The organism is Vibrio paucivorans (genome assembly GCF_054053395.1).
Genome location: NZ_CM133230.1, coordinates 2938810 through 2965609 on the forward strand (window position 1 = coordinate 2938810; position 26800 = coordinate 2965609).

Annotated in this window: 17 protein-coding genes, 3 tRNA genes and 3 rRNA genes; 4 read left to right on the plus strand and 19 right to left on the minus strand. The window is 45.6% G+C overall.

Going from position 1 to position 26800, the window contains the following annotated elements; genetic code table 11:
• Nucleotides 1–53: 53 nt before the first annotated feature.
• Nucleotides 54–3731, minus strand: coding sequence for a methionine synthase (gene metH, locus ACXABW_RS13315; RefSeq protein ID WP_457523100.1), 3678 nt, complete (start codon nucleotides 3729–3731; stop codon nucleotides 54–56).
• Nucleotides 3732–3900: 169 nt separating this feature from the next.
• On the opposite strand from metH, the gene ACXABW_RS13320 reads away from it, so the two are divergent.
• Nucleotides 3901–5205 (plus strand): cation:proton antiporter, encoded by a 1305-nt coding sequence (locus ACXABW_RS13320; protein WP_457523102.1) that lies wholly within the window; start codon nucleotides 3901–3903, stop codon nucleotides 5203–5205.
• 86 nt (nucleotides 5206–5291) lie between these two features.
• Here ACXABW_RS13320 and ACXABW_RS13325 read toward each other — a convergent pair whose 3' ends face one another.
• The 14 genes from ACXABW_RS13325 to dusA all read right to left on the minus strand — a co-directional run bounded on the left by ACXABW_RS13325 (nucleotide 5292) and on the right by dusA (nucleotide 19400).
• A complete protein-coding gene (locus ACXABW_RS13325; RefSeq protein ID WP_457523104.1) occupies nucleotides 5292–5963 on the minus strand; it encodes a DedA family protein in 672 nt (223 codons plus the stop codon).
• A 498-nt stretch (nucleotides 5964–6461) separates the two neighbouring features.
• Nucleotides 6462–6538: transfer RNA gene (locus tag ACXABW_RS13330), tRNA-Asp, on the minus strand.
• Nucleotides 6539–6579: 41 nt separating this feature from the next.
• Nucleotides 6580–6695 (minus strand): 5S ribosomal RNA (rrf, locus tag ACXABW_RS13335).
• A gap of 108 nt (nucleotides 6696–6803) precedes the next feature.
• Nucleotides 6804–9693 (minus strand): 23S ribosomal RNA (locus ACXABW_RS13340).
• Nucleotides 9694–9987: 294 nt separating this feature from the next.
• A tRNA-Ala gene (locus ACXABW_RS13345) sits at nucleotides 9988–10063 on the minus strand.
• 43 nt (nucleotides 10064–10106) lie between these two features.
• Nucleotides 10107–10183, minus strand: a tRNA-Ile gene (locus tag ACXABW_RS13350).
• Nucleotides 10184–10251: 68 nt separating this feature from the next.
• Nucleotides 10252–11804: ribosomal RNA gene (locus ACXABW_RS13355) — 16S ribosomal RNA — on the minus strand.
• The 16S, 23S and 5S rRNA genes sit together here with 3 tRNA genes alongside, the layout of an rRNA operon.
• A 616-nt stretch (nucleotides 11805–12420) precedes the next feature.
• A complete protein-coding gene (locus tag ACXABW_RS13360; RefSeq protein WP_252028412.1) occupies nucleotides 12421–13197 on the minus strand; it encodes a phosphoadenylyl-sulfate reductase in 777 nt (258 codons plus the stop codon).
• Nucleotides 13190–14920 carry an assimilatory sulfite reductase (NADPH) hemoprotein subunit gene (cysI, locus tag ACXABW_RS13365; RefSeq protein ID WP_457523106.1) on the minus strand — a complete coding sequence of 577 codons (1731 nt, stop codon included), beginning with the start codon at nucleotides 14918–14920 and terminating at the stop codon, nucleotides 13190–13192. The genes ACXABW_RS13360 and cysI overlap by 8 nt, the downstream gene beginning before the upstream one ends.
• Entirely contained in the window at nucleotides 14920–16788 is a 1869-nt protein-coding gene (locus ACXABW_RS13370; protein ID WP_457523108.1) for an assimilatory sulfite reductase (NADPH) flavoprotein subunit, read from the minus strand. Before ACXABW_RS13370 ends, cysI begins: the two co-directional genes overlap by 1 nt.
• 106 nt (nucleotides 16789–16894) lie before the next feature.
• Nucleotides 16895–17125, minus strand: a complete 231-nt coding sequence (locus ACXABW_RS13375; RefSeq protein WP_252028418.1) for a hypothetical protein — start codon at nucleotides 17123–17125, stop codon at nucleotides 16895–16897.
• A 157-nt stretch (nucleotides 17126–17282) separates the two neighbouring features.
• Complete coding sequence (locus ACXABW_RS13380; RefSeq protein ID WP_252028419.1) at nucleotides 17283–17945, minus strand: TIGR04219 family outer membrane beta-barrel protein; 663 nt, start codon at nucleotides 17943–17945, stop codon at nucleotides 17283–17285.
• Between the two features lie 100 nt (nucleotides 17946–18045).
• The gene (gene pspG / locus ACXABW_RS13385; protein WP_252028420.1) at nucleotides 18046–18255 is read right to left on the minus strand and encodes an envelope stress response protein PspG; all 210 of its coding nucleotides are present in this window, start codon (nucleotides 18253–18255) and stop codon (nucleotides 18046–18048) included.
• A 164-nt stretch (nucleotides 18256–18419) separates the two neighbouring features.
• Nucleotides 18420–19400 (minus strand): tRNA dihydrouridine(20/20a) synthase DusA, encoded by a 981-nt coding sequence (gene dusA / locus ACXABW_RS13390; protein WP_457523111.1) that lies wholly within the window; start codon nucleotides 19398–19400, stop codon nucleotides 18420–18422.
• 253 nt (nucleotides 19401–19653) lie between these two features.
• Here dusA and zur point away from each other — a divergent pair, with 253 nt between their 5' ends.
• The gene (gene zur, locus ACXABW_RS13395; RefSeq protein ID WP_457523113.1) at nucleotides 19654–20112 is read left to right on the plus strand and encodes a zinc uptake transcriptional repressor Zur; all 459 of its coding nucleotides are present in this window, start codon (nucleotides 19654–19656) and stop codon (nucleotides 20110–20112) included.
• Nucleotides 20113–20127: 15 nt separating this feature from the next.
• On the plus strand, nucleotides 20128–20589 hold the full coding sequence (locus ACXABW_RS13400; protein ID WP_252028422.1) for a chemotaxis protein CheX: 462 nt from the start codon (nucleotides 20128–20130) through the stop codon (nucleotides 20587–20589).
• Nucleotides 20590–20724: 135 nt separating this feature from the next.
• Here ACXABW_RS13400 and pgi read toward each other — a convergent pair whose 3' ends face one another.
• Nucleotides 20725–22377: a glucose-6-phosphate isomerase gene (gene pgi / locus ACXABW_RS13405; RefSeq protein WP_457523115.1), complete on the minus strand. Its 1653-nt coding sequence runs from the start codon at nucleotides 22375–22377 to the stop codon at nucleotides 20725–20727.
• A 285-nt stretch (nucleotides 22378–22662) separates the two neighbouring features.
• Between pgi and ACXABW_RS13410 the strand changes: the two genes are divergently transcribed.
• Nucleotides 22663–23082: a secondary thiamine-phosphate synthase enzyme YjbQ gene (locus ACXABW_RS13410; RefSeq protein ID WP_252028424.1), complete on the plus strand. Its 420-nt coding sequence runs from the start codon at nucleotides 22663–22665 to the stop codon at nucleotides 23080–23082.
• 17 nt (nucleotides 23083–23099) lie between these two features.
• Here ACXABW_RS13410 and ACXABW_RS13415 read toward each other — a convergent pair whose 3' ends face one another.
• Genes ACXABW_RS13415 through ACXABW_RS13425 form a run of 3 tightly spaced genes read right to left on the minus strand, consistent with a single transcriptional unit; the run spans nucleotide 23100 to nucleotide 26792 of the window.
• Complete coding sequence (locus tag ACXABW_RS13415; RefSeq protein ID WP_457523116.1) at nucleotides 23100–24284, minus strand: BamA/TamA family outer membrane protein; 1185 nt, start codon at nucleotides 24282–24284, stop codon at nucleotides 23100–23102.
• 6 nt (nucleotides 24285–24290) lie between these two features.
• A complete protein-coding gene (gene alr, locus ACXABW_RS13420) occupies nucleotides 24291–25367 on the minus strand; it encodes an alanine racemase (protein ID WP_457525028.1) in 1077 nt (358 codons plus the stop codon).
• A gap of 12 nt (nucleotides 25368–25379) precedes the next feature.
• Complete coding sequence (locus ACXABW_RS13425; RefSeq protein ID WP_252028426.1) at nucleotides 25380–26792, minus strand: replicative DNA helicase; 1413 nt, start codon at nucleotides 26790–26792, stop codon at nucleotides 25380–25382.
• Nucleotides 26793–26800 lie beyond the last annotated feature (8 nt).

Sequence of the window (26800 nt, forward strand, 5' to 3'; positions counted from 1 at the left end):
AAAGGTTAGCATCACGCTAACCTTTTTTGATCCTGAAACTATCTTGATCCTAATTAGTTCATATTAGGACCAAGCCATTTCTCAGCTTCGAGCAGATCCCAACCTTTACGATCAGCGTAACTCTCAACCTGATCCTGCTGGATCTGTGCGATCGCAAAGTAACGCGAGTCTGGATGCGAGAAATACCAGCCGGATACCGAAGCCCCAGGGTACATCGCATAGCTTGAGGTTAGCGTCATACCAATCGTCTCTTCTACCTTCATTAAGTCCCAGAGCGGGCCTTTTTCAGTATGTTCTGGACAAGCAGGATAACCCGGAGCAGGACGAATACCTTGGTACTTCTCTCGAATCAATTCTTCGTTCGATAGGTTTTCATCTGCGGCATAGCCCCAAATGTCTTTACGAACACGCTCATGCAAACACTCAGCAAACGCTTCTGCTAAGCGGTCCGCGACAGCTTGAATCATGATTGCGTTGTAATCATCACCTTGCGCTTTATACGCATCGGCCAATTCACGCTCATTAATACCACCAGTTACGGCAAACGCTCCAATCCAATCTTTCTTGCCAGACTCTTTCGGCGCAATGTAATCAGATAAACAGTAGTTGAAGCCTTTTGGCTTTTCAGTTTGCTGACGTAAGTTGTGAAGAACTTTAGCGACTTCAGTACGAGACTCGTCGGTGTAGACTTCAATGTCATCACCAACGCTCGCGGCCGGGAATAGCGCACACATACCACGTGCTTGCATTAGACCTTCTTTCTCTACTCGATCGAGCAGTTCATTTGCGTCCTTAAAGAGTCGTTGAGCTTCTTCACCGACTTCTTCATGGTCGAAGATCGCGGGGTATTTACCCACTAGCGACCAAGTCATGAAAAATGGTGTCCAGTCGATATATTTACGCAGTGTCGAAATTTCAAAGTCATCAAACACATGCACCCCTGGCTTCACTGGAGCAGGCGGTGTGTAAGTATTCCAATCAATCGCAACTTTATTTGCTCGAGCTTGCTCTAAGGTAACAGGCTTAGTGCGAGGCTTTTTACGGTTATGTTGGTCACGAACACGCTCATAGTCCGCATCTAACTTTTCTACAAACGCTGGACGAAGCTCATCAGAAAGCAGGGAAGTACACACCCCAACAGCACGAGATGCATTGTTTACATACACTACAGGGTTCTTGTAGTTCTGCTCAATTTTCACAGCTGTGTGAGCTTTTGAAGTTGTCGCACCACCAATTAACAGAGGCAAGTTGAAATCAAGACGTTCCATCTCTTTTGCAACGTGAACCATCTCATCTAGTGATGGCGTAATCAGGCCAGAAAGCCCGATGATATCTACGTTCTCTTCTTGAGCTACTTTCAAGATTTTCTCGCACGGAACCATTACACCAAGGTCAATGATCTCGTAGTTATTACATTGGAGAACAACACCAACAATGTTCTTTCCGATATCGTGAACATCCCCTTTCACCGTTGCCAGTAGTATCTTACCGTTGGAAGAGCCAGCTTGCTTTTCCTTGTTAATGAACGGCTCTAAGTGAGCTACAGCCTGTTTCATTACGCGTGCAGATTTCACTACTTGAGGCAGGAACATCTTACCTTCGCCAAATAAGTCACCGACCACGTTCATACCGTCCATTAGAGGGCCCTCAATAACCTCTAGTGGCTTAGATGCATTAACACGCGCCTCTTCAGTATCTTCAACAATGAACTCTGTAATACCTTTTACTAACGCGTGCTCTAAACGTTTCTCTACTGGCCATGTGCGCCATTCAAGTGCCGATGCATCATCTTCTTTGCCAACACCTTTACCAGCGTATTCTGCGGCGATATCAAGCAAGCGTTCAGTCGCATCATCACGACGGTTTAAGACCACATCCTCTACTGCTTCACGAAGTTTGTCGGGAACGTTGTCATAGATCTCAAGCTGACCTGCGTTAACGATCCCCATATCCATACCATTCTTAAAACAGTGGTAAAGGAAAACGGCGTGAATCGCTTCGCGAACATAGTTGTTGCCTCGGAAAGAGAACGACACGTTCGACACACCACCTGAAATCATCGCATGAGGTAAGTCACGTTTGATATCGGCAACAGCCTCGATGAAATCTACAGCGTAGTTGTTGTGCTCTTCAATTCCCGTCGCGACTGCAAAGATATTTGGATCGAAGATAATGTCTTCTGGTGGGAAGCCAACTTCATCAACTAGAATTCGGTATGCGTTAGTACAGATTTCTAGCTTACGTTCACGTGTTTCTGCTTGGCCTACTTCGTCGAATGCCATAACGATAACTGCAGCACCATAACGGCGGATCAGCTTTGCTTGCTCTACAAACTTTTCCTTCCCTTCTTTCAGTGAGATCGAGTTAACGATGCCTTTGCCTTGGATACATTTCAGGCCAGCTTCAATCACTTCCCACTTAGAAGAGTCCACCATGATTGGCACTTTGGAAATTTCAGGTTCTGAGGCACATAGGTTCAAGAATCGAACCATACACGCTTCAGCATCAAGCATGCCTTCATCCATATTGATATCGATGATCTGGGCGCCGTTCTCAACTTGCTGGCGTGCGACTTCTAGCGCTTCATCATAAAGCTCTTCTTTAATTAGGCGTTTGAAGCGAGCAGAACCGGTCACATTGGTACGTTCACCAACGTTAATAAACAGAGTCTCTTTTTCTATGGTCAGTGGCTCAAGACCGGACAGACGGCAAGCCGTTACTAGCTCAGGTTGCTTACGTGGTTGAACCCTCTCTACTGCGTCCGCCATATGACGAATATGTTCTGGCGTGGTACCACAACAACCACCAATCAAGTTTAGGAAGCCGCTTTCTGCCCATTCTTTAACGTGAACAGCCATATCCTCTGGTGACAAATCGTACTCACCGAAAGCATTAGGTAAGCCCGCATTAGGGTGAGCCGATACAAACGACTCAGAAATGCGTGACAACTCTTCGACATAAGGACGCAGTTCATCCGGTCCCAATGCACAGTTAAGGCCAAATGAGATAGGGTTAACATGGCGCAAGGAGTTGTAAAACGCTTCCGTTGTTTGGCCTGATAGCGTTCTTCCCGATGCATCGGTAATCGTACCTGAGATCATCACAGGCAAACTAATGCCTAGCTCCTCGAACACCGAATCAACGGCAAACGCACAAGCTTTAGCATTTAGGGTATCGAAAATAGTCTCAATAAGGATGAGGTCTGAGCCGCCTTTGATTAACGCTCTAGTAGACTCGGAATATGCAGTAACAAGTTCATCAAAGCTAACATTTCGATAGCCAGGGTCATTCACATCAGGAGAAATAGAACATGTTCGGTTTGTTGGGCCTAATACACCTGCAACATAACGCGGTTTCTTTGGTGTTTTCGCGGTCCACTCGTCGGCAGCTTCACGTGCTAACTTGGCCGCTGCAAAGTTAATATCTTCACTCAGGCTTTCCATATCATAGTCAGCCATAGCAATGGTGGTTGCATTGAATGTGTTGGTTTCAAGAATATCTGCACCTGCTTCTAAGTATTGCAGGTGAATATCTTTAATTAATTTAGGCTGAGATAGGACTAATAGATCATTGTTACCTTTTAAATCACAATGCCAATCCGCAAAGCGCTCACCACGATAATCTTGCTCTTCTAATTTGTAATCTTGGATCATGGTGCCCATACCACCATCAATCAATAAGATACGTTGCTTTAATTGAGCTTCAATCTGTTGCCTTACATTACTTCCCACAGTACAGCCTCATTCCTTTAGTTATCGCTCCATCCTATCACACATTAAAAAGGAGTCTAGACGTCTAAATGAGGAAATTGATTACTTAGCCATGACAAAAAAGTGTTTGCTATTTGAGCATAGTAGGCAGAAAATCCCTATTCATATTTTGTTACATACTGAGAATATAATGTCGGTCTACTACACGCTTTGCTTCCTCTCAGCAGCAGCCATGCTGATTGCTTTCGTAAACAGCAAAATTGGTAAGATGCAAACAACCATTGCGATTACAGCAGGTTCGATGATGCTATCGCTACTCATCTTAGTTGCAGGCCAAAATGATTGGTTTCACCTCACTGAGATTGCCTCTGATACAGTAGCGAGTATTAACTTTGAAGACTTTCTACTAAAAGGGATACTAGGCTTTCTTCTATTTGCTGGCGGCCTAGGAATCAAGCTTCCTAACCTTAAAGATCAAAGATGGGAAATTACTGTATTAGCGCTCGGGGCAACATTATTCTCGACTTTCTTCATCGGATTTGCGCTTTACTGGTTCTGTCAGTTGATTGGAATCCAATTCGACCTTATCTATTGTTTACTGTTTGGTGCACTGATTTCACCAACTGACCCAATAGCCGTGTTAGCGATCGTAAAAAAGTTGGACGCACCAAAACGTATCTCCACACAGATAGAGGGCGAGTCTTTATTTAATGATGGTTTCGGACTAGTAATCTTTGTCACTATCTTCACGATTGCTTTTGGGACTGAAGCTCCAACAGTCGGCAGCGTAACACTACTATTCATTCAGGAAGCCATTGGTGGTATCGCCTATGGTTTTGTTCTTGGCTTAGTGTTCCATTATTTAATCAGTTCAACCGATGACCACTCGATGGAGTTACTACTTACGATTGGCATTCCCACGGCAGGGTATGCATTTGCTGAAGTGCTTCACGTTTCAGGGCCGCTAGCTATGGTGGTATCAGGCATTATGATAGGTAACTGGACTCGCTTTATTGGCTTTTCGAAGGAAAGTGAGGATCACTTAGACCATTTCTGGGAACTGGTCGATGAGTTTCTTAATGGCGTGCTATTCCTTCTCATCGGCATGTCAATGCTACTGTTCGAATTCCATAAAGAAGACTGGATTCTAATGGCCTTTTCTATCCCGCTGGTTTTGTCAGCTCGATATCTTAGTGTGTTCATTTCCTACATTGGGTTTAAACGCTACCGAAACTACAACCCTTGGTCGGTAAAAATCCTAACTTGGGGTGGGCTCCGTGGCGGCCTAGCACTAGCGATGGCGCTATCTATTCCATCAGGTGTATGGGTTATTCAAGACAAGCTGATAGACGTAAAAGAAATCGTCTTAGTTATGACCTACTCAGTCGTTGTGTTCTCGATACTAGTGCAGGGATCAACCATCACACCAATGATAGAGAAAGCAAAGCAATCTCAGAAGGAACTGGACGCTGAAGAACCAGAATTAGAAGAGTAGCGCCCAGTAGTCCCCACTAAAGTAAAAAGGCAGCTGAATTTAGCTGCCTTTTTTGCCATTCATCCATCGTACATTTACGACAGAGATTATTCTAAGCTTGCAGAGGATCTAGATGCGGCTTTTCTTACCTTCAAAGCGATTAGACTGGATAACGCTATTCCTAAAGTGATAATAGGTGCAGCCATCAAGAAAGCCGTCACATAACGGCTAATTGCCTCGGGAAGTTGAGGCAATAGCATTCCCAACGTACATAATAGTAATGTCCACAACGTTGCGCTAAGCCAGGAGAAGTACTGAAATCTGCACGCTTTATGCTCACGTATACCCATTACTAACGGTAATAGAGATCGTACTACTGGGATAAACCGTGCACAAAACAAAGCAACCAATCCATGCCTGTTAAGCAAACTATCCACTTGAGCCATTCTTTTTGAAGGGACCGCATTAACCCAACTTTGGACTTTTGGCAGTCGATTGAGCCATAAACCTTGTATATATCCAACCCAGCTTCCGGTTGCTGCACATACCGTGATAACAAGTAACGTTGCAATAGGCTCAAGCACACCAACAGCGGCAAGCGTTCCAGATAACACAACCACGCTATCACAAGGGAAAGGAGCAGCTGGTATAAAACCACTTTCCAAAAAGATTAGCATGCCAACAATTATGTATATAAGGGACTCGCTCTGCGCAGCTTGTAATAGAGTGAAATCTTGATGCCATAGGGCCGTTATCACCGAAATAACACCGTCCAACATGTCACTATCCTTTGCTAGATATTCTATAGTTCCTTTTTGTATATCTCACCCAACGCTATGACAAATCCTATTTTGAATCGTCAAGATTAGTATGGTTAAAACTATGCTGAGAGATGAGGAGGGCTTTCGTTTTCTATATATTAACGGGGCTTAATGTAGTGAAGCGATACAGTACTAATTTCTTAACCTCTGGAAAGCTTTAACGACAATTGATCCCGAGTTTCCTAGGTCACCTGAATTTTCAAACATTCAGGTGAAGTAGCACACCTGGCAGGAAAACTAGATCTTCAGAAACGGGAAAAGCCCAGTTCTTCGACTGGGCTTATAGATGTCGGAATGGGTAAGACTCTAATCTCAGCCCCCTGCGTGATAGGCCATATTCTTCTCAGTATGGCCTAACCAACTGAACCACCGCTCACTCTAAGTTGGTAACTCGCTGCTTCTATTTGCTCCAAATACAAAAAGACCTCAGCATTTCTGCTGAGGTCTCGAAATAAATGGCGGAGTGGACGGGACTCGAACCCGCGACCCCCGGCGTGACAGGCCGGTATTCTAACCAACTGAACTACCACTCCGCAGTGGTATCACTCGCCTTAGCAGATGTACTAAATTTAAAGCCTGGCGATGTCCTACTCTCACATGGGGAAGCCCCACACTACCATCGGCGCTATTGCGTTTCACTTCTGAGTTCGGCATGGAATCAGGTGGGTCCACAACGCTATGGTCGCCAAGCAAATTCTTTCTCTCTATTTCTAGAGAATAACTTGGAAAACTGATTTAAGTTCTACTGATACACATTCAATGTTCTATTTGAGTCCATCAAAACCCCTTGGGTGTTGTATGGTTAAGCCTCACGGGCAATTAGTACAGGTTAGCTCAACGCCTCACAACGCTTACACACCCTGCCTATCAACGTTCTAGTCTCGAACAACCCTTTAGGACGCTTAAAGCGCCAGGGAAGACTCATCTCAGGGCTCGCTTCCCGCTTAGATGCTTTCAGCGGTTATCGATTCCGAACTTAGCTACCGGGCAATGCGTCTGGCGACACAACCCGAACACCAGAGGTTCGTCCACTCCGGTCCTCTCGTACTAGGAGCAGCCCCCTTCAATCTTCCAACGCCCACGGCAGATAGGGACCGAACTGTCTCACGACGTTCTAAACCCAGCTCGCGTACCACTTTAAATGGCGAACAGCCATACCCTTGGGACCGACTTCAGCCCCAGGATGTGATGAGCCGACATCGAGGTGCCAAACACCGCCGTCGATATGAACTCTTGGGCGGTATCAGCCTGTTATCCCCGGAGTACCTTTTATCCGTTGAGCGATGGCCCTTCCATACAGAACCACCGGATCACTATGACCTGCTTTCGCACCTGCTCGAATTGTCATTCTCGCAGTCAAGCGGGCTTATGCCATTGCACTAACCTCACGATGTCCAACCGTGATTAGCCCACCTTCGTGCTCCTCCGTTACTCTTTGGGAGGAGACCGCCCCAGTCAAACTACCCACCAGGCACTGTCCTCACCCCAGATAATGGGGCTAAGTTAGAACATCAAACATACAAGGGTGGTATTTCAAGGATGGCTCCAACGATACTGGCGTACCGTCTTCAAAGCCTCCCACCTATCCTACACATGTAGGCTCAATGTTCAGTGCCAAGCTGTAGTAAAGGTTCACGGGGTCTTTCCGTCTAGCCGCGGGTACACTGCATCTTCACAGCGATTTCAATTTCACTGAGTCTCGGGTGGAGACAGCGTGGCCATCATTACGCCATTCGTGCAGGTCGGAACTTACCCGACAAGGAATTTCGCTACCTTAGGACCGTTATAGTTACGGCCGCCGTTTACCGGGGCTTCGATCAAGAGCTTCGACCGAAGTCTAACCCCATCAATTAACCTTCCGGCACCGGGCAGGCGTCACACCGTATACGTCATCTTACGATTTTGCACAGTGCTGTGTTTTTAATAAACAGTTGCAGCCACCTGGTATCTGCGACTCTCAATAGCTCCATCCGCAAGGGACTTCACCGTCAAGAGCGTACCTTCTCCCGAAGTTACGGTACCATTTTGCCTAGTTCCTTCACCCGAGTTCTCTCAAGCGCCTTGGTATTCTCTACCCGACCACCTGTGTCGGTTTGGGGTACGATTCCTTACAATCTGAAGCTTAGAGGCTTTTCCTGGAAGCATGGCATCAATGACTTCACTACCGTAGTAGCTCGACATCGTGTCTCAGCCTTAAAAAGAGCCGGATTTACCTAACTCTTAAGCCTACGCACTTGAACCTGGACAACCGTCGCCAGGCCCACCTAGCCTTCTCCGTCCCCCCATCGCAATTGTAAGAAGTACGGGAATATTAACCCGTTTCCCATCGACTACGCCTTTCGGCCTCGCCTTAGGGGTCGACTTACCCTGCCCCGATTAACGTTGGACAGGAACCCTTGGTCTTCCGGCGAGGAGGTTTTTCACCCCCTTTATCGTTACTCATGTCAGCATTCGCACTTCTGATACCTCCAGCAGACTTTACAATCCACCTTCAACGGCTTACAGAACGCTCCCCTACCCAATACAATAAATTGCATTGCCGCAGCTTCGGTGTATAGCTTAGCCCCGTTACATCTTCCGCGCAGGCCGACTCGACTAGTGAGCTATTACGCTTTCTTTAAATGATGGCTGCTTCTAAGCCAACATCCTAGCTGTCTAAGCCTTCCCACATCGTTTCCCACTTAGCTATACTTTGGGACCTTAGCTGGCGGTCTGGGTTGTTTCCCTCTCCACGACGGACGTTAGCACCCGCCGTGTGTCTCCCGGATAGTACTTACTGGTATTCGGAGTTTGCAAAGGGTTGGTAAGTCGGGATGACCCCCTAGCCTTAACAGTGCTCTACCCCCAGTAGTATTCGTCCGAGGCTCTACCTAAATAGATTTCGGGGAGAACCAGCTATCTCCAGGTTTGATTGGCCTTTCACCCCTAGCCACAAGTCATCCGCTAATTTTTCAACATTAGTCGGTTCGGTCCTCCAGTTGATGTTACTCAACCTTCAACCTGCCCATGGCTAGATCACCTGGTTTCGGGTCTATATCCAGCAACTCGACGCCCAGTTAAGACTCGATTTCTCTACGGCTCCCCTAATCGGTTAACCTTGCTACTGAATATAAGTCGCTGACCCATTATACAAAAGGTACGCAGTCACACCACGAAGGTGCTCCTACTGCTTGTACGTACACGGTTTCAGGTTCTATTTCACTCCCCTCACAGGGGTTCTTTTCGCCTTTCCCTCACGGTACTGGTTCACTATCGGTCAGTCAGTAGTATTTAGCCTTGGAGGATGGTCCCCCCATATTCAGACAGGATATCACGTGTCCCGCCCTACTCGATTTCACTGATTATGATGTGTCGGTTACGGGGCTATCACCCTGTATCGCGAGACTTTCCAGACTCTTCACCTGCATCATTAAAAGCTTAAGGGCTAGTCCAATTTCGCTCGCCGCTACTTTCGGAATCTCGGTTGATTTCTACTCCTCCGGGTACTTAGATGTTTCAGTTCCCCGGGTTCGCCCTGTTAACCTATGTATTCAGTTAACAGTAACTGCTTATGCAGTTGGGTTTCCCCATTCGGAAATCCCAGACTCAAATGGTTTTTACTACCTAATCTGGGCTTATCGCAAGTTAATACGTCCTTCATCGCCTCTGACTGCCAAGGCATCCACCGTATACGCTTAGTCACTTAACCATACAACCCGAAGGGGTCTTTACGTATGGCAAACAACCAAGGTGTTGTCTCTCATTATTTGAATGAGCGAGAGACATTCGATTTTGCCGGACTCAAATATGAATAACTCGAAAGTTATTCCCAAGAACACTTGAATGTGTGTTGGTACCTACATCTCTATGAGACATAGGATTTGAGAACTTTTATTTAGATAACAATCAATCAAATTGTTATCTGTCAGCTTTCCAAATTGTTAAAGAGCTAGATTCATTTAAGAACCATTTTTAAAAGCACTATCGCTAATGCGCTTAAAGATGGTGGAGCTAAGCAGGATCGAACTGCTGACCTCCTGCGTGCAAGGCAGGCGCTCTCCCAGCTGAGCTATAGCCCCATCAAGGTGTCGATACTATCAGCCAATCCCCTGAGAGGAAGATTGGTGGGTCTGAGTGGACTTGAACCACCGACCTCTCGCTTATCAGGCGAACGCTCTAACCACCTGAGCTACAGACCCAGTATCGTCTCTTAAACTTTTTTAAACCATATCAATCTGTGTGAACACTCATCGCAATAATCATCGTATAAGGAGGTGATCCAGCCCCAGGTTCCCCTAGGGCTACCTTGTTACGACTTCACCCCAGTCATGAACCACAAAGTGGTGAGCGTCCTCCCGAAGGTTAAACTACCCACTTCTTTTGCAGCCCACTCCCATGGTGTGACGGGCGGTGTGTACAAGGCCCGGGAACGTATTCACCGTAGCATTCTGATCTACGATTACTAGCGATTCCGACTTCATGGAGTCGAGTTGCAGACTCCAATCCGGACTACGACGCACTTTTTGGGATTCGCTGACCATCGCTGGCTCGCCGCCCTCTGTATGCGCCATTGTAGCACGTGTGTAGCCCTACTCGTAAGGGCCATGATGACTTGACGTCGTCCCCACCTTCCTCCGGTTTATCACCGGCAGTCTCCCTGGAGTTCCCGACATTACTCGCTGGCAAACAAGGATAAGGGTTGCGCTCGTTGCGGGACTTAACCCAACATTTCACAACACGAGCTGACGACAGCCATGCAGCACCTGTCTCAGAGTTCCCGAAGGCACCAATCCATCTCTGGAAAGTTCTCTGGATGTCAAGAGTAGGTAAGGTTCTTCGCGTTGCATCGAATTAAACCACATGCTCCACCGCTTGTGCGGGCCCCCGTCAATTCATTTGAGTTTTAATCTTGCGACCGTACTCCCCAGGCGGTCTACTTAACGCGTTAGCTCCGAAAGCCACGGCTCAAGGCCACAACCTCCAAGTAGACATCGTTTACGGCGTGGACTACCAGGGTATCTAATCCTGTTTGCTCCCCACGCTTTCGCATCTGAGTGTCAGTATCTGTCCAGGGGGCCGCCTTCGCCACCGGTATTCCTTCAGATCTCTACGCATTTCACCGCTACACCTGAAATTCTACCCCCCTCTACAGTACTCTAGTGAACCAGTTTCAAATGCAGTTCCGAGGTTGAGCCCCGGGCTTTCACATCTGACTTAATCCACCACCTGCATGCGCTTTACGCCCAGTAATTCCGATTAACGCTCGCACCCTCCGTATTACCGCGGCTGCTGGCACGGAGTTAGCCGGTGCTTCTTCTGCAGCTAACGTCAAACACTAAGAGTATTAATCTTAATGCCTTCCTCACTGCTGAAAGTGCTTTACAACCCGAAGGCCTTCTTCACACACGCGGCATGGCTGCATCAGGCTTTCGCCCATTGTGCAATATTCCCCACTGCTGCCTCCCGTAGGAGTCTGGACCGTGTCTCAGTTCCAGTGTGGCTGATCATCCTCTCAGACCAGCTAGGGATCGTCGCCTTGGTGAGCCATTACCTCACCAACTAGCTAATCCCACCTAGGCGTATCCAATAGCGCAAGGCCCGAAGGTCCCCTGCTTTGCTCCGAAGAGGTTATGCGGTATTAGCCATCGTTTCCAATGGTTATCCCCCTCTACTGGGCAACTTCCTAGGCATTACTCACCCGTCCGCCGCTCGACGCCGTTACCATCCCCCGAAGGTTCAGTTAACTCGTTTCCGCTCGACTTGCATGTGTTAGGCCTGCCGCCAGCGTTCAATCTGAGCCATGATCAAACTCTTCAATTAAAGTTTTGTTGAAGCTTAAAGCTTCGGCTCAATGAATACTGATTACATTTTCTTTGCTTATAAAAAGCAGAGTAATGTGAATTGACTGTGCCAAGCTGTCCTTTCAAATAAAAAGACGACTCGTTTGGTCACTCAGTTCATTGATAAATCTTTTGGATTATCATCAACGAGTGCCCACACAGATTGATAGGTTTAAATTGTTAAAGAGCGTTTCTTCTTTGTGACTTAAGTCACTTCGGAAGAGGCGGCCATTCTAGCGAGATAATCTTCAGTGTCAAACACTTTTTTGCATTTAATTTCATTTTCTAAAACTAAAGGCAAATGAAGATTTCTATTTCCTTTTGACCTTGCTAACTAAGCTTTGCTGCCCGTGGGCCCTTGCTGCGTCAACGAGGAGGCATTATAGAGATCGATATCACATTGGCAAGCGTTATTTTTCAAAAATTGCAAAAATAAGCTCTAATCGCTACATTTTCATTCAAAGCGCTATTTATCCATATTTACCCATATATGACAAACAGGTTAACCCCAAAGTTATCCACAGATAGTCGTTCACACAGCTCCCTCTGGAGATAAAAAAGCCGCTTACGCGGCTTTTTATCTTCATGTACCAATACTAGATACCTGAGCCATACTGTTCCCCATCATCTTCATGGAGACCACATTCTCTTTTAAGACCAAAGAAACGAGTTTCTTGCTCTGTCATACCCGGTTCCCATTTTTTAGTCGTGTGCGTATCACCCACCGACAGGTACCCCTCTTCTCTTAGAGGATGATAAGACAGGCCATGCTCTTCTAGATAGTAATGAACATCTTTGTTACTCCAGTCGATTACCGGTAGAAACTTAAACACACCATTTTGGATCGACAAAATCGGTAGGTGTGCTCTTGAATCTGATTGCTCACGACGTAATCCAGAAAACCAAGTACCCACTTCAAGTTCATCCAATGCGCGGCGCATCGGCTCTACTTTATTTAGCTTGTTGTACTTCTCAATTCCTTCTATACCTTGCTCCCACAGTTTACCGTAACGTGCTTCTTGCCAATTAGGGCTGTCTAAAGAGCTATATACTTTCAAGTTCAGGGTCAACTGCTGACTCAACTGATCAATAAAGCGGTAGGTTTCAGGAAATAGATAACCTGTATCGGTAAGGATAACTGGAATATCTGGTTTTACTTGAGTGACTAAGTGCAGCATCACTGCAGCTTGAATACCAAAACTGGACGAAACAACATGTGTCCCTTCTAAGTTATTCAATGCCCATTCAACTCTTTGCTGAGCGGTAAGACGTTCGAGCTCACCGTTAATCTCAGCAAGACGGAGTATTTGCTCCGTCTTAGTTAATGAGAGCAGTTCTGCCAACTTCGGTTTAGAAGCTACAGAATTAAGCATGAAAATCCCTCTTTGAGTTAATGACCTCAGCAATGATTCCTGCTCGGATAGTAAAGTCGCCAAAGCCTTCATTTTCTTCGCGCTCTGCCGCCCAACGCCCAATCAGTTGATCGATATCTTCGAGGATTTGCTGCTCAGTGATGTTTTCTTTGTACATCTTAGGCACACGAGTACCTGCACGGTTGCCACCCAAATGTAGGTTGTAACGACCAGGCGCTTTACCTACTAGGCCAATTTCCGCCAACATTGCACGTCCACAACCATTTGGGCAACCAGTCACACGTAAAATGATGTTGTCTTCTTTGGGTAACTGGTGCTTCTCTAGGAGGCCTTCTACATCTGTAACGAATTCAGGTAAGAATCTCTCGGCTTCAGCCATTGCCAAAGGACAAGTAGGAAACGCCACACAGGCCATCGAATTTTTGCGTTGTTCACTGATCGCGTCATCCATTAAGCCGTGCTCACGCGCGATCTTCTCGATCTTCGCTTTTTGACTTTTCGCTACACCAGCCACAATTAGATTCTGGTTAGCCGTCATTCGGAAGTCGCCTTTATGCACCTTAGCGATTTCAGCAACACCTGTTTTAAGAGGTTTTCCTGGGTAATCCAACAAACGACCATTTTCAATAAACAGCGCTAAGTGATATTTACCATCGATTCCTTCCACCCAACCGATGCGGTCACCTCGGTCAGTAAATTCGTAAGGTCGGCTCGCTTCAAATTCTACACCTGCACGCTTTTCGACTTCAGCTTTAAATACATCAGTACCCACTCTGTCTAGCGTGTATTTGGTCTTTGCGTTTTTACGATTAGAGCGGTTACCCCAATCACGCTGCGTTGTAACAACGGCTGCTGCTACATCGAGTGTTTTTTCCAAAGGAATGAACCCCAGATCATCCGCTTTACGTGGGTAAGTAGACGTATCACCATGGGTCATAGCAAGACCACCACCAACCAATACGTTAAAGCCCACCAGCTTACCGTTGTCTGCTATCGCAACGAAGTTGAGGTCATTAGCATGTACATCAACATCATTTTGCGGTGGGATCACTACTGTGGTTTTGAATTTACGTGGTAAGTAGTTGCTACCCAAGATTGGTTCTTCATCCGTCGACTCAACTTTTTCACCATCCAACCAAATCTCAGTATAGGCTTTAGTTTTTGGTAGTAGGTGCTCACTGATTTTCTTGGCCCACTCATAAGCTTCTTGATGTAGCTCTGACTCAACGGGGTTAGTCGTACACAACACATTTCGGTTAACATCGCCCGCGGTAGCAATCGAATCGATACCAATACTATTGAGTGTCTGGTGCATCAACTTAATATTTGGCTTTAACACACCGTGAAACTGGAACGTCTGACGTGTAGTTAAACGTAAACTTCCATACATTGTATGCTCAGTAGCAAACTTATCGATCGCTAACCATTGCTTAGGTGTAATGATCCCACCAGGCATACGAGCACGCAGCATCACATTATGCAATGGCTCTAGCTTTTGCTTAGTACGCTCGTTGCGGATATCACGGTCATCCTGTTGATACATACCGTGGAAGCGGATCAATTGAAAGTTATCAGCAGTAAATCCACCAGTAATACGATCTTGTAAGTCCTGCTCTATCGTTCCGCGAAGAAAGTTACTTTCACGCTTTAAACGCTCATTGTCAGCTAATGGACCAAGCACTTGACCCAAAACTTCCTGTTCAAATACATCTTGCTTGCTCATTAGTACACATCCCTTTGATAGCGTTTTTCTTTACGTAAGTTATTAATGAATTCCTCGGCATCATCACGAGACATCTTGCCTTCTTGTTCAGCCACAGCGATGAAGGCTTCATGGACATCTTTAGCCATACGTGTCGCATCACCACACACGTATAAATAAGCCCCCTCTTGAATCCACTGCCATACCTGTTCAGCTTGTTCTAGGATGCGATGTTGTACATAGACCTTTTCATGCTGGTCGCGGCTAAAGGCAACATCCAATCGATTGACCAAACCAGACTTCAGATACTTCTGCCATTCCACTTGATATAGGAAATCCTGCGTGAAAGTACGATCGCCAAAGAACAACCAGTTTTTACCTTCTGCATCACGATTGTCTCGCTCTTGAATAAAGCTGCGGAACGGAGCTATTCCTGTACCTGGACCAATCATGATAACTGGCACACTATCATCTTGAGGTAACTTAAAGTTGTTGTTGTTTTCGATAAAGACTTTAACTTCACCGCCTTCTTCAAGACGCTGTGCAAGGTAGCTTGACGCACCACCATAGCGAGTCGAATCACCTTTTTGGTATTCAACCAGTCCAACGGTTAAGTGAACTTCTTCGTCGACTTCACTTTGCGCCGAAGCGATAGAATATAAGCGCGGCGTCAAACGGCGAAGTAGCCCAACTAATTCTTCTGCCGATAGCTTGGTTTTCTTTTCAGCAATAACGTCGACAACTTGAGTATTTCCTGCGTATTCGCGCAGTTTGTCCTTATCTTCCACCAGCTTTTGCAGTTTTTTACTGCCAGATAGCTCTGCAAATTTAGTCACGAGCTGTGGATTAGACGTCGTAATTTCGTATTTACTTACAAGCGCACTATGAATAGAGAGGCTTTCACCATCGACTTCAACACTTTCAACACCTGACAAGCCCACTTTAGCGAGGATTTCATTGGCTAGATCAGAGCTGTTTTCGTACCAGACCCCTAACGCATCGCCTGGTTGGTATGTAATGCCCGACTCTTCAAGATCAATCTCGATATGACGAACATCTTTACCCGAATCACGACCCGTGATTTTTTGGCTCGTCAATAACGTTGCTGTATACGGGTTTTGCTTAGTGTATTGCGAGTGTCCTGCTGCCGCTTGGCCAACCGGCAATTGCACGACTTCAGCTTCACTACCTGACGCTAGCTCTTCCTGTACAAGATCAAGAGCCTTACTGCGCCATTCTGACGCTGGAGCTTCGTAATCCACATCACAGTCGATACGATCGATAAAAGACGTCGCGCCCAACTTAGCGAGGTAAGAATCGAAGTCTTTACCCGTTTGACAGAAGAATTCGTAACTAGAATCACCAAGTCCAATAACACCATATTTAAGGTTTGGCAGTTTTGGCGCTTTCTTAGATTGTAAGAACTCGTGCAACTCAATCGCATTATCGGGTGCTTCACCTTCACCGTTAGTCGATGCCACGATAATGACATGAGTTTCTTTCGCGAGGCTCTTCCCTTTATAATCACTAGCATCGTATAGCTGAGCTTCAATGCCAGCCTGACGAGCTTCGTTTTCAAGCGATTCAGCTACACCTTTTGCATTACCAGTTTGAGATGCATAGATAATGGTGAGCTTGCCAGCAGGTTTTGAAACAACCGTCGCAGCAGCTTGAGTGATTGGTGCCGATGCACCAGAAGTTTGAGCTTGACTTAGACCCCAGAAATAACCACTTACCCATGCAAGTTGATTTGGAGACAGTTCAGATACGGTTTGCTGCAACTGACCTAGTTGCTGCTGATTAAGAGGGGCTGTTAATCCAGCCAGATCATTAGTGCTTCCTGATGACACTTTCTTTTGAGAAGACATAGTCACGACATCCCTATTCATTGCGTGACGATAGATTAACCACTCTTTTTAATAACAAGAAAGAATAGATAAGTATGTTTTATAACTTTTTGGAAGTAAGAAAAGGAGGTAATCGAGTGGCTAGGTGCTATTTGGCTTCAACTCTCACCTGTTTAAAACCCACAGCCATGGCAGACTTTGATGCTAAATCTAAGTCCATATAGTGGCATTCTTCCCCATGAGAGTCGGTTAGTAATACAAACCCACCTCTAGCGTGACGAAACTCAACAATCCAACTCCCCTCTTGCACAGAGGGTTCGATGATAGCTTCAACTAGCTTGTCATCTCTATACAGAGTACGTAGCTCAGTAATTGTCATAGTAAACAGCTTCCATTGCTTTACATTACAAGTCTTGCTCAGTAAGCATGGTTGATTCCCGCCAAACTGCTAACAAAATCCTTTTCCATATAATGATTAGATATAAAAAAACGCCGCTTAATAAAGCGGCGTTTTAAGAAACTTTAGTAGCGGTACGCTAAAAAACGTATTCAGCTCCGACAAACCAGCCATCAACAAAGATGAATGGTTTATGGCCACCTACATCGACTTCAAATTGGTCTGATTCAATATCAATTACGCGATAACCACCTTTCAGTGCTAATTCACCTGATGGCAGCTGCCAACGGTACTGGCCACCTGCAACCATATCAGTCGTTTTTAACCCTTTGCTATCACCAAAATCGATTTGACCAATAATATCGAAGTTCGTCCCATCGATATTGATCGCTGCCTTACCGTACCAGTTCCAAGTTAGTTCATCGAAAGTGTCAGTATTCGGCGTACCCACTGTCGCTACATACTTTGAGTTAGAAAACTGACTAAGAGCAATACCCGCATCAAAGTGAAGCAAATCGTGATCAATCAGCGAGTAATAAAACGTAAAGTCATACTTATCAAACGCCATGTAATCAGCGTCAACACTAGTGTAGCGGAAGCTAACATCTGGCAAGTATGGAAGATCATGCTCGAAAGATGCATTGAAAGATGGGATAGATGCATCATCTTTGCGCACTTCATTCACTTTGGTGCTCCCCCACCAATGCTCTGCGCCTACACTGAAACGATATGGCGATTCAGCGTAAGCAGAAGAGGCAAGCATAACCCCGCCCAAAGCAATCGCCAGTCTGCAAATATTCATCCTGTTTAGCTCCTGAAGTAATCGGCTACTTGTTGTCATCAAAATCTGGCGGGAATAATAGCACAGAATGTCATCAGGATAAGGGGGATCGTTTTACAAATTATCTCGGGCTGTAAACAAAGCTTTTGAAAAACCACACACCTAATGCAATCACAATGAGCCAGGGCACCAGTTTAATGACCGCTCCAATCATGCCCAGCAACATCATCACCAGCAGCGCAACACCCGTTGCAACGAAAACAGTCACCATAGTCAAACCTGTCACTAACAACGTCGCAATGAATACCAATACAAAAATAAGCTCTAACATAAAACCTCTCCTATCTTTCTCTCTCAAAAGATTGCAGATATTGGGCCAGCTCATAACTATCGATATTTTTCAATCACTTAGAAACAAAAAAGCCGATGGCGTATAAAAACATCATCGGCCTCAACATTAAGATCGGTAAATTTAACCACTAAACATGGTCATATTTACACATTCAGCTCTTTCGGAATTTTCGCTAAAGCGGCTTCAACCACTTCAATACCGGCACCTTTCTTATGCGCATTTTCGCTGATATATCGACGCCATTGACGAGCACCTGGCATATTTTGGAATAAACCCAACATGTGACGAGTAATATGACCAAGGTATGCGCCCTTTGCCAATTGTTCTTCTATATAAGGGTACATTTCCTCAACCACTTGGCTGCGTTTTTTGATAGGTGTATCTAGGCCAAAAATGCGTTGATCGACCTCAGCCAGCAAAAATGGGCTTTGATATGCTTCACGACCAATCATCACACCATCTAAATGCTCGAGGTGTTCTAACGACTCATCAAGCGTTTTAATACCACCATTAACCGCGATCACTAAATGGGAGAAATCTTTCTTTAGCTGGTAAGCCCTTGGGTAATCCAATGGTGGGATTTCTCGGTTCTCTTTCGGGCTTAAGCCACTCAACCACGCTTTACGAGCGTGAATAGTGAACTGCTCACAGCCACCTTTTTCCGATACTGTTGACACAAAGTCTGTCAGAAACTCATAAGAGTCCTGATCATCAATGCCGATGCGGGTTTTGACTGTGACCGGTATATCGACGACTTCTTTCATTGACGCCACACAATCTGCAACTAACTGTGGTTCCCCCATTAAACAAGCACCAAAGCGGCCATTTTGCACACGATCCGATGGGCAACCTACATTCAAGTTCACTTCATCATAACCACGTTCCTGAGCCAACTTAGCACACGTCGCTAAGTCTTGTGGGTTAGAGCCTCCTAGCTGCAGCGCTACTGGGTGCTCTTCTTGGTTGTAAGCAAGAAAATCACCTTTACCATGAATAATCGCGCCCGTTGTTACCATCTCTGTATAAAGCAATGTTTGACTAGACAACAAACGATGGAAGTATCGACAGTGGCGATCTGTCCAATCGAGCATTGGTGCAACAGAAAGTCGGCATGAGTGAGTCATGGCTAAGTATCCTAAATAAGTAAATCACAGATCACGTTTTGCAAGGACAAAAGTGAAGCGCCGTATTGTAATCACTTCTCAGATCAATCGCCAACTTATCTTCTAGGTATCGTTTTCGTCTTATTTAGGGTAACTTATGTTCAGAGTTTTCCTCATATACAAGCTGAAGAGACGCAGCTTAGAGGACAAATAAGATGGTTTGATAAACGATAATTATCTTAAAATAGTATATTATTAATAAAGTCCAATGGTTATGGTGATTAATTTGGACCAAACGCTACTTAAGCAAATCGAAGAAATATGTGTTGCAAGAGGGGTTAGGCTCACCCCGCAGCGTAAAAGAGTTTTTGAACTGATTTGCGCCAACAAAAAAGCATCCAGTGCTTACGAGCTTCTAGAAGATCTCAAAGAGAGCGAACCTCAGGCAAAACCGCCTACGGTATACCGAGCTCTAGATTTTCTTCTTGAGCAAGGTTTCATCCATCGAGTTGAATCCACAAACAGCTATATTTCTTGCTGTTCGTGCAATGCACATAAGCACCACTCACATCTATTGATTTGCGACAATTGCAGCAATGTTATTGAACTTCAAGACGATAGTCTGGTAACTTTGTTAACAGAGAATGCAGAGAAACACGGATTCAACATTACGAATCATGTCATTGAATCCCATGGCATTTGCCAGCAGTGTTCCTCAGAAATAGAAGAATAGACACAGAAGAAGGTTATGCGCGCTGAATTTGTAAACCCGTTTTTAGCTTCGTTAATGAATGTACTAAAAACGATGGCTTCATTGGAATTGAAGCCACAGAAGCCTCGTGTAAAGAAAGATGAAATTGCACGTGGTGATGTTTCTGGATTAATAGGGATGGTTGGTGATCAAAGCCGCGGTTCTATGTCGATCACTTTTGATGAAAGCTTGGCTCTAGAAATCATGCAGAACATGCTTGGTGAACGCCCAAATGGCTTGAATGAAGAAGTTACCGATATGGTGGGTGAAATCACTAACATGGTTACTGGTGGTGCGAAACGTATCTTGGCTGAAAGCGGATTTGATTTCGACATGGCAACACCTGTTGTCGTCTCTGGCAAAGGTCACACTATCCGTCATAAGTGTGAAGGTGCGATCATTATCATGCCTTTCTCTTCACAGTGGGGAAATGCATTTATCGAAATCTGTTTCGAATAACGCTTTCCTTTTGAACTGAAAAAGCTAGCCACCGGCTAGCTTTTTTTGTTTTGTTGAAACTAATGGGTAATAAATCAGCTTCAGCAAATAAAAAGAGCCTGCTATCAAGCAGGCTCCTTACTTCGACATATATCTTTATGCTTTAAACGCTTTAAATGCGTTAATCAAACCATTGGTTGAGCTGTCGTGAGAGCTGATTTCAGACTCATCCGCAAGCTCAGGTAGAATTTGGTTAGCCAGCTGTTTACCTAACTCTACGCCCCACTGATCAAAACTAAAGATATTCCAAATAACACCTTGTACGAAGATCTTGTGCTCGTACATTGCGATTAGGTTGCCTAGAGTACGTGGGGTAATTTGCTTAACTAGAATTGAGTTCGTTGGGCGGTTACCTTCAAATACTTTGAATGGTGCTAGTGTCACCGCTTCTTCTTCGCTCTTACCTGCTTTAGCAAATTCAGCTTTCACGGTCGCTTCGTCTTTACCAAATGCCAGTGCTTCTGTTTGAGCAAAGAAGTTAGACATTAGCTTCTGGTGATGATCGCCTGCAGGGTTGTGGCTTACTGCTGGAGCAATAAAGTCACATGGAATTAGCTTAGTGCCTTGGTGAATCAACTGGTAGAACGCGTGCTGGCCGTTAGTACCTGGCTCACCCCAAATGATTGGGCCAGTTTGGTATGTTACTGCATTGCCGTCACGGTCAACGTATTTACCATTTGATTCCATGTTGCCTTGCTGGAAGTACGCAGCGAAACGGTGCATGTACTGATCGTAAGGTAGAATTGCTTCAGACTCAGCGCCATGGAAGTTATTGTACCAAAGGCCGATAAGCGCAAGGATCACCGGGATATTGCTTTCTAGTTCAGTCGTCGCGAAATGGTTATCCATCTCGTGCGCGCCATCTAGTAGCTCAATAAAGTTGTCGTAACCTACTGCTAGAGCGATAGAAAGACCGATTGCTGACCATAGTGAGTAACGACCACCAACCCAATCCCAGAACTCAAACATGTTGTCTGTATCGATACCGAATTCAGATACCGCAGGAGCATTAGTTGAAAGCGCCGCAAAGTGCTTAGCAACGTGTGCTTCATCACCAGCAGAAGCGAGGAACCAATCACGTGCGCTGTGTGCATTGGTCATCGTTTCTTGAGTGGTAAATGTCTTCGACGCAACTAGGAATAGCGTTGTTTCTGGGTTTACTTTCTTCAATGTTTCTACGATGTGCGTACCATCAACGTTAGAAACAAAGTGTAGGTTTAGATGGTTTTTGTATGGTGCTAGTGCTTCAGTCACCATGTAAGGACCTAGGTCAGAACCACCGATACCGATGTTTACGATGTCAGTAATCGCTTTACCTGTGTAACCTTTCCACTCACCGCCAATAACACGGTCAGTGAACGATTTCATTTTTTCCAGTACAGCATTGACAGCAGGCATGACGTCTTCGCCATCAACCATTACAGGGTTGTTGCTGCGGTTGCGCAGTGCAGTATGAAGTACTGCACGATCCTCTGTCTTGTTGATCGCGTCGCCGCTGAACATCGCTTCAATCGCTGCTTTTAGCTCAGTCTCGTTTGCTAGAGCAAATAGGTGCTTTAACGTTTCTTCGTTGATTAGGTTCTTAGAGTAATCAACTAGAATGTCCGCACCAAAACGTGTAGAGAAGTTGTCAAAACGAGCTGGATCTTGAGCAAATAGTGCTTTTAGATCCATATCTTGTGCAGATTCGAAGTGCGCAGTTAGCGCTTTCCAAGCTTGTGTTTGCGTTGGATTGATATTTTTCAACATGGTTACGATCCCGATGTTACAGTAGGTTTTATTCTACGAATCATAGCGTGTATCACCGCCATGGGTAGAATCCCCGATTTAGCAAAAAGTATATTAGAATTGTCCCGATATTGGAGACAATAAATTTGTAATTAATTTTCAAGTCGCAATTATGACCCAGCTTGATGACACCTTTGTTGAGGTATATCACGTTAACAACGTATGCTAATTGAACAGACTATAACTTCAAGGCTTTCAGACCAGAGTCACGCGATTATTTTTACTTTTCGATCAAGAGAACTGTCTATGTGGTTTCAGAAAACGATCCAATTAACTGCGCAAAAACGTGGTTTCCACCTCATTACTGATGAAATTGAACAACAATTACCTGAAATCAACTCTTTATCTGTCGGATTATTACATTTGTTTATCCAACATACTTCAGCCAGCTTAACGCTCAATGAAAATGCTGATCCGACGGTTCGGGCCGATATGGAGCGCCACTTCAATCAATTCGTTCCTGAACGCGCGCCCTATTATCAGCATACTTATGAAGGGGATGATGACATGCCTGCACATATCAAGGCTTCGCTACTCGGAAGCAGTGTGTCCATCCCTATTCAAAATGGCCGATTGGCACTAGGGACATGGCAAGGGGTGTACTTGGGAGAGCATCGAGACTTTGGAGGAAGCCGGACAGTCGTCGCGACTCTTAATGGAGAGTGACCTCAGCTAAAGGCAGCTCAAAATGGTTGGTTGATCATCACGCGAAATAGCCCTTCGTCTTGTCCTTGGGCAATTTCCGTTCTCACGACAATCCCTTCAACTTGAAAACGTATCGCCCCACCGACACTCCACTTCATGTCGGTATGGAGTGTTTTCAGGTCATACTCTTCTGCAACACGTCCGGCGTCAATAAACAGAACCCATTGCCACCAAGGAAGATCGTAATAGTTGATCACCGGAATTTCTTCTAGTGGCTGCCAATCAGGAATCACACGATATTCTGCCGAGTAGTGGATAGCCGAACGACCATGATATCGACCACCAGTATAGCTTCGAAGGCGATATAACCCGCCAAGCTGAACCTGTTCATGTTCTGGCGGTCTCCCACATCCAGACTGTTCGCAGTCTTCCCATGTTGGTGTGTCCGCCGTATAGAAGTCAAACGCTAATACTTGCTGGTCAAACAAATCACCAAGCGGGCCTAAAGCAAAATAGTGACTATTTTGAAATTCAATCTTGGTCCAGATCTCTTCACTCGACCAGCGTTCTGCGCCAACCGTCACATCTAAGTATGTATGTGAGCCTTTGGTAGTATTGCGGATATTGTCACGATTATCCCAGTCTAGCTTTAGGCTAAAACCCGTAGCGACTTCTTGATCCGATTGGATAGCAAGATCGCGTGAAGTATAGAAAGGCGTGAGCTGAATACTGCTCACACCAGAATCTACCGGGGAAGCAAAAGAGACATCTTTGTTCGGCATGAAAGCTCCACGCATTCCATGCTTAGCCACTTCCCCCCACGGCAGTAAGTACTTGAACTCAAGTTCATAGTTTTTTTCAAGGCCATCTGTCACCGTCTCTTCACCAGTGATGGAATCGTTATTGCCCTGATCGCCTAGGTAGTATGGGTTTTGATTGAACTGTGCTTGATATAGCTGAGAGCTGATTAATAGATTATCTGAGACCGCATAGTTTAGAGCAGAGAAGAAACCCACATAGCTGTCTTTATCGGAATAGAGCCCCATACCAAACAGTACAGCTTGTGGTTGCCCAACGCCTTTTGCCACTCCAGCAACACCGACCGTATGACCCAGTGTTTCAGTACTGAAATAAAAGGGAACAAACGCGGAGTCTTTTTCTTTGGCCATCAAAGCGGGCGCTAGCAGCAATGCTAAGCCAAAGCAGGCAAATCTAAATAGCATGAGAGGTTACTTTACATATTCCATTTCTACGCGTGACGTTAGCTTAGTCACCAATTCGTAAGCAATGGTTCCAATATGTTGTGCGACTTCTTCAGAAGGGAGAGCTTGTCCCCAAAGAACAGCCTCATCACCAACGTTATCATGAGCTTCAGGGCCGAGATCTACCGTCAACATATCCATTGAAACTCTACCAGCAATCGGTACCTTTCGGCCATTCACTAACACCGGTGTACCATTCGGAGCTGTACGAGGATAGCCATCACCGTAACCAATTGCGATGACACCAACTTTAGTGTCGCGTTCGCTGGTCCAAGTACCGCCATATCCAACGCTTTCCCCGGCTTTTACATCTCGAACCGCGATTAAATGCGATTTCAAGGTCATCACGGGTTTGAAACCAAGGTCTGAGGCGGTTTTGTCATTGAATGGAGAAACTCCATACATAATGATGCCAGGTCGAACCCAATCCAAGTGACTAGAACTCCAAGCTAATAAGCCTGCCGACGCTGCTAACGAGCGCTCTCCTTCGCAACCTTGGGTTAGGGCTAAAAACAAATCGATTTGCTGCTGAGTGATCGGTTTATCCAATTCATCTGCGCAGCCAAAATGGCTCATGTAACGCAATGGCTTAGCTACGTTAGAGCATGCCTTCAAGCGAGTCACAAAGTCTGAGTACTGCTCAGGGCGAACTCCCAAACGATGCATGCCACTATCAACTTTCAACCATACCACTACAGGCGTTTCAAGCTGCGTATTTTCAAGTGCGTTTAACTGTTCTTCACAATGCACGACGGTTTGGATGTTGTTGGTCACCAATACAGGAAGGTCACCCGCTGAATAAAAGCCTTCCAACAATAGAATCGGCTTTACCACTCCGCAAGCACGTAACTGAAGCGCTTCTTCAATACGAGCAACACCAAACGCATCAGCGCCATAAGCATGTTTGGCAATATGGCGTAAGCCATGACCATAGCCATTGGCCTTCACAACCGCCATCACCTTACTTTGTGGTGCTTGCGTTTTGATTTGCTCTAAGTTGTGTTGTAGCGCCGCTAAATCTATACACGCCGTGGCCGCTTTCATGTAACTCATGGATTATTCATCATCCATATCGAAGGCTGGACCAGCATAGTTGTCAAAGCGCGACCATTGGCCTTGGAAAGTCAAACGTACCGAACCGATAGGACCATTACGCTGTTTACCAAGAATGATTTCCGCCGTGCCCTTCATTGAACTATCAGGGTTATACACTTCGTCACGATAGATAAACATGATCAAGTCGGCATCCTGCTCGATAGAGCCAGATTCACGAAGATCCGAGTTCACTGGGCGTTTGTCCGCACGTTGCTCTAGGGAACGGTTAAGCTGAGACAGCGCTACAACCGGGACATTCAGCTCTTTTGCCAACGCCTTCAATGAGCGAGAAATTTCAGCGATTTCTAGAGTACGGTTATCAGAAAGTGCAGGTACACGCATCAACTGAAGGTAGTCGACCATGATCATCGAAAGACCACCATGCTCACGCGCAATACGTCGAGCGCGCGAACGCACTTCCGTTGGAGTAAGACCTGAGCTGTCATCGATATACATATTCTTCTTTTGCATCAGAATACCCATAGTCGATGAAATTCGTGCCCAGTCTTCGTCATCCAATTGACCAGTACGAATCTTGGTTTGGTCTACTCGTGACAAAGACGCCAACATACGCATCATTAGCTGTTCGCCTGGCATCTCTAACGAAAAGATAAGTACCGGCTTTTCTTGACTCATGGCTGCGTTTTCACACAAGTTCATCGCAAACGTGGTTTTACCCATCGATGGACGTGCCGCGACAATGATCAAATCAGAGCCCTGTAGGCCGGCAGTTTTCTTGTTGAGATCGGTAAAGCCCGTATCCACACCAGTGACACCATCTTGAGGTGTCTTATATAGGATTTCGATACGCTCTAGTGTTTTCTCTAAGATATTGTCGACGTTCTGTGGGCCTTCATTTTCGTTAGTACGATCTTCTGCGATCGCAAAAACTTTACTCTCAGCCAAATCAAGAAGATCTTCAGAGCTTCGGCCTTGTGGATCGTAGCCTGCATCAGCGATCTCATTCGCGACACCAATTAGGTTTCGTACCAGAGCGCGCTCAGCGACAATATCAGCATAAGCATTAATATTTGCCGCACTCGGAGTGTTCTTTGCCAGATCTGCAAGGTAGGCAAAGCCACCCACATCTTCAAGCTGCTCACGTAGCTCCAAGAACTCAGACAGGGTTATTAAGTCAAGAGGCTTACTTTCTTCCAGAATCGATTTCACCGCTTCAAATATCAAACGGTGTGGACGGCTATAAAAATCTTTTGCCACCACCTTTTCCGCAACCGTATCCCAGCGTTCATTGTCCAGCAGCAAACCACCAATAACGGATTGCTCGGCTTCTAATGAATGTGGTGGTACTTTTATTGCGTCCACCTGGGCATCTGATTTGTTGCGCTTTTTCTGATCCATTCTGGGCTCGGCCATGACTACAC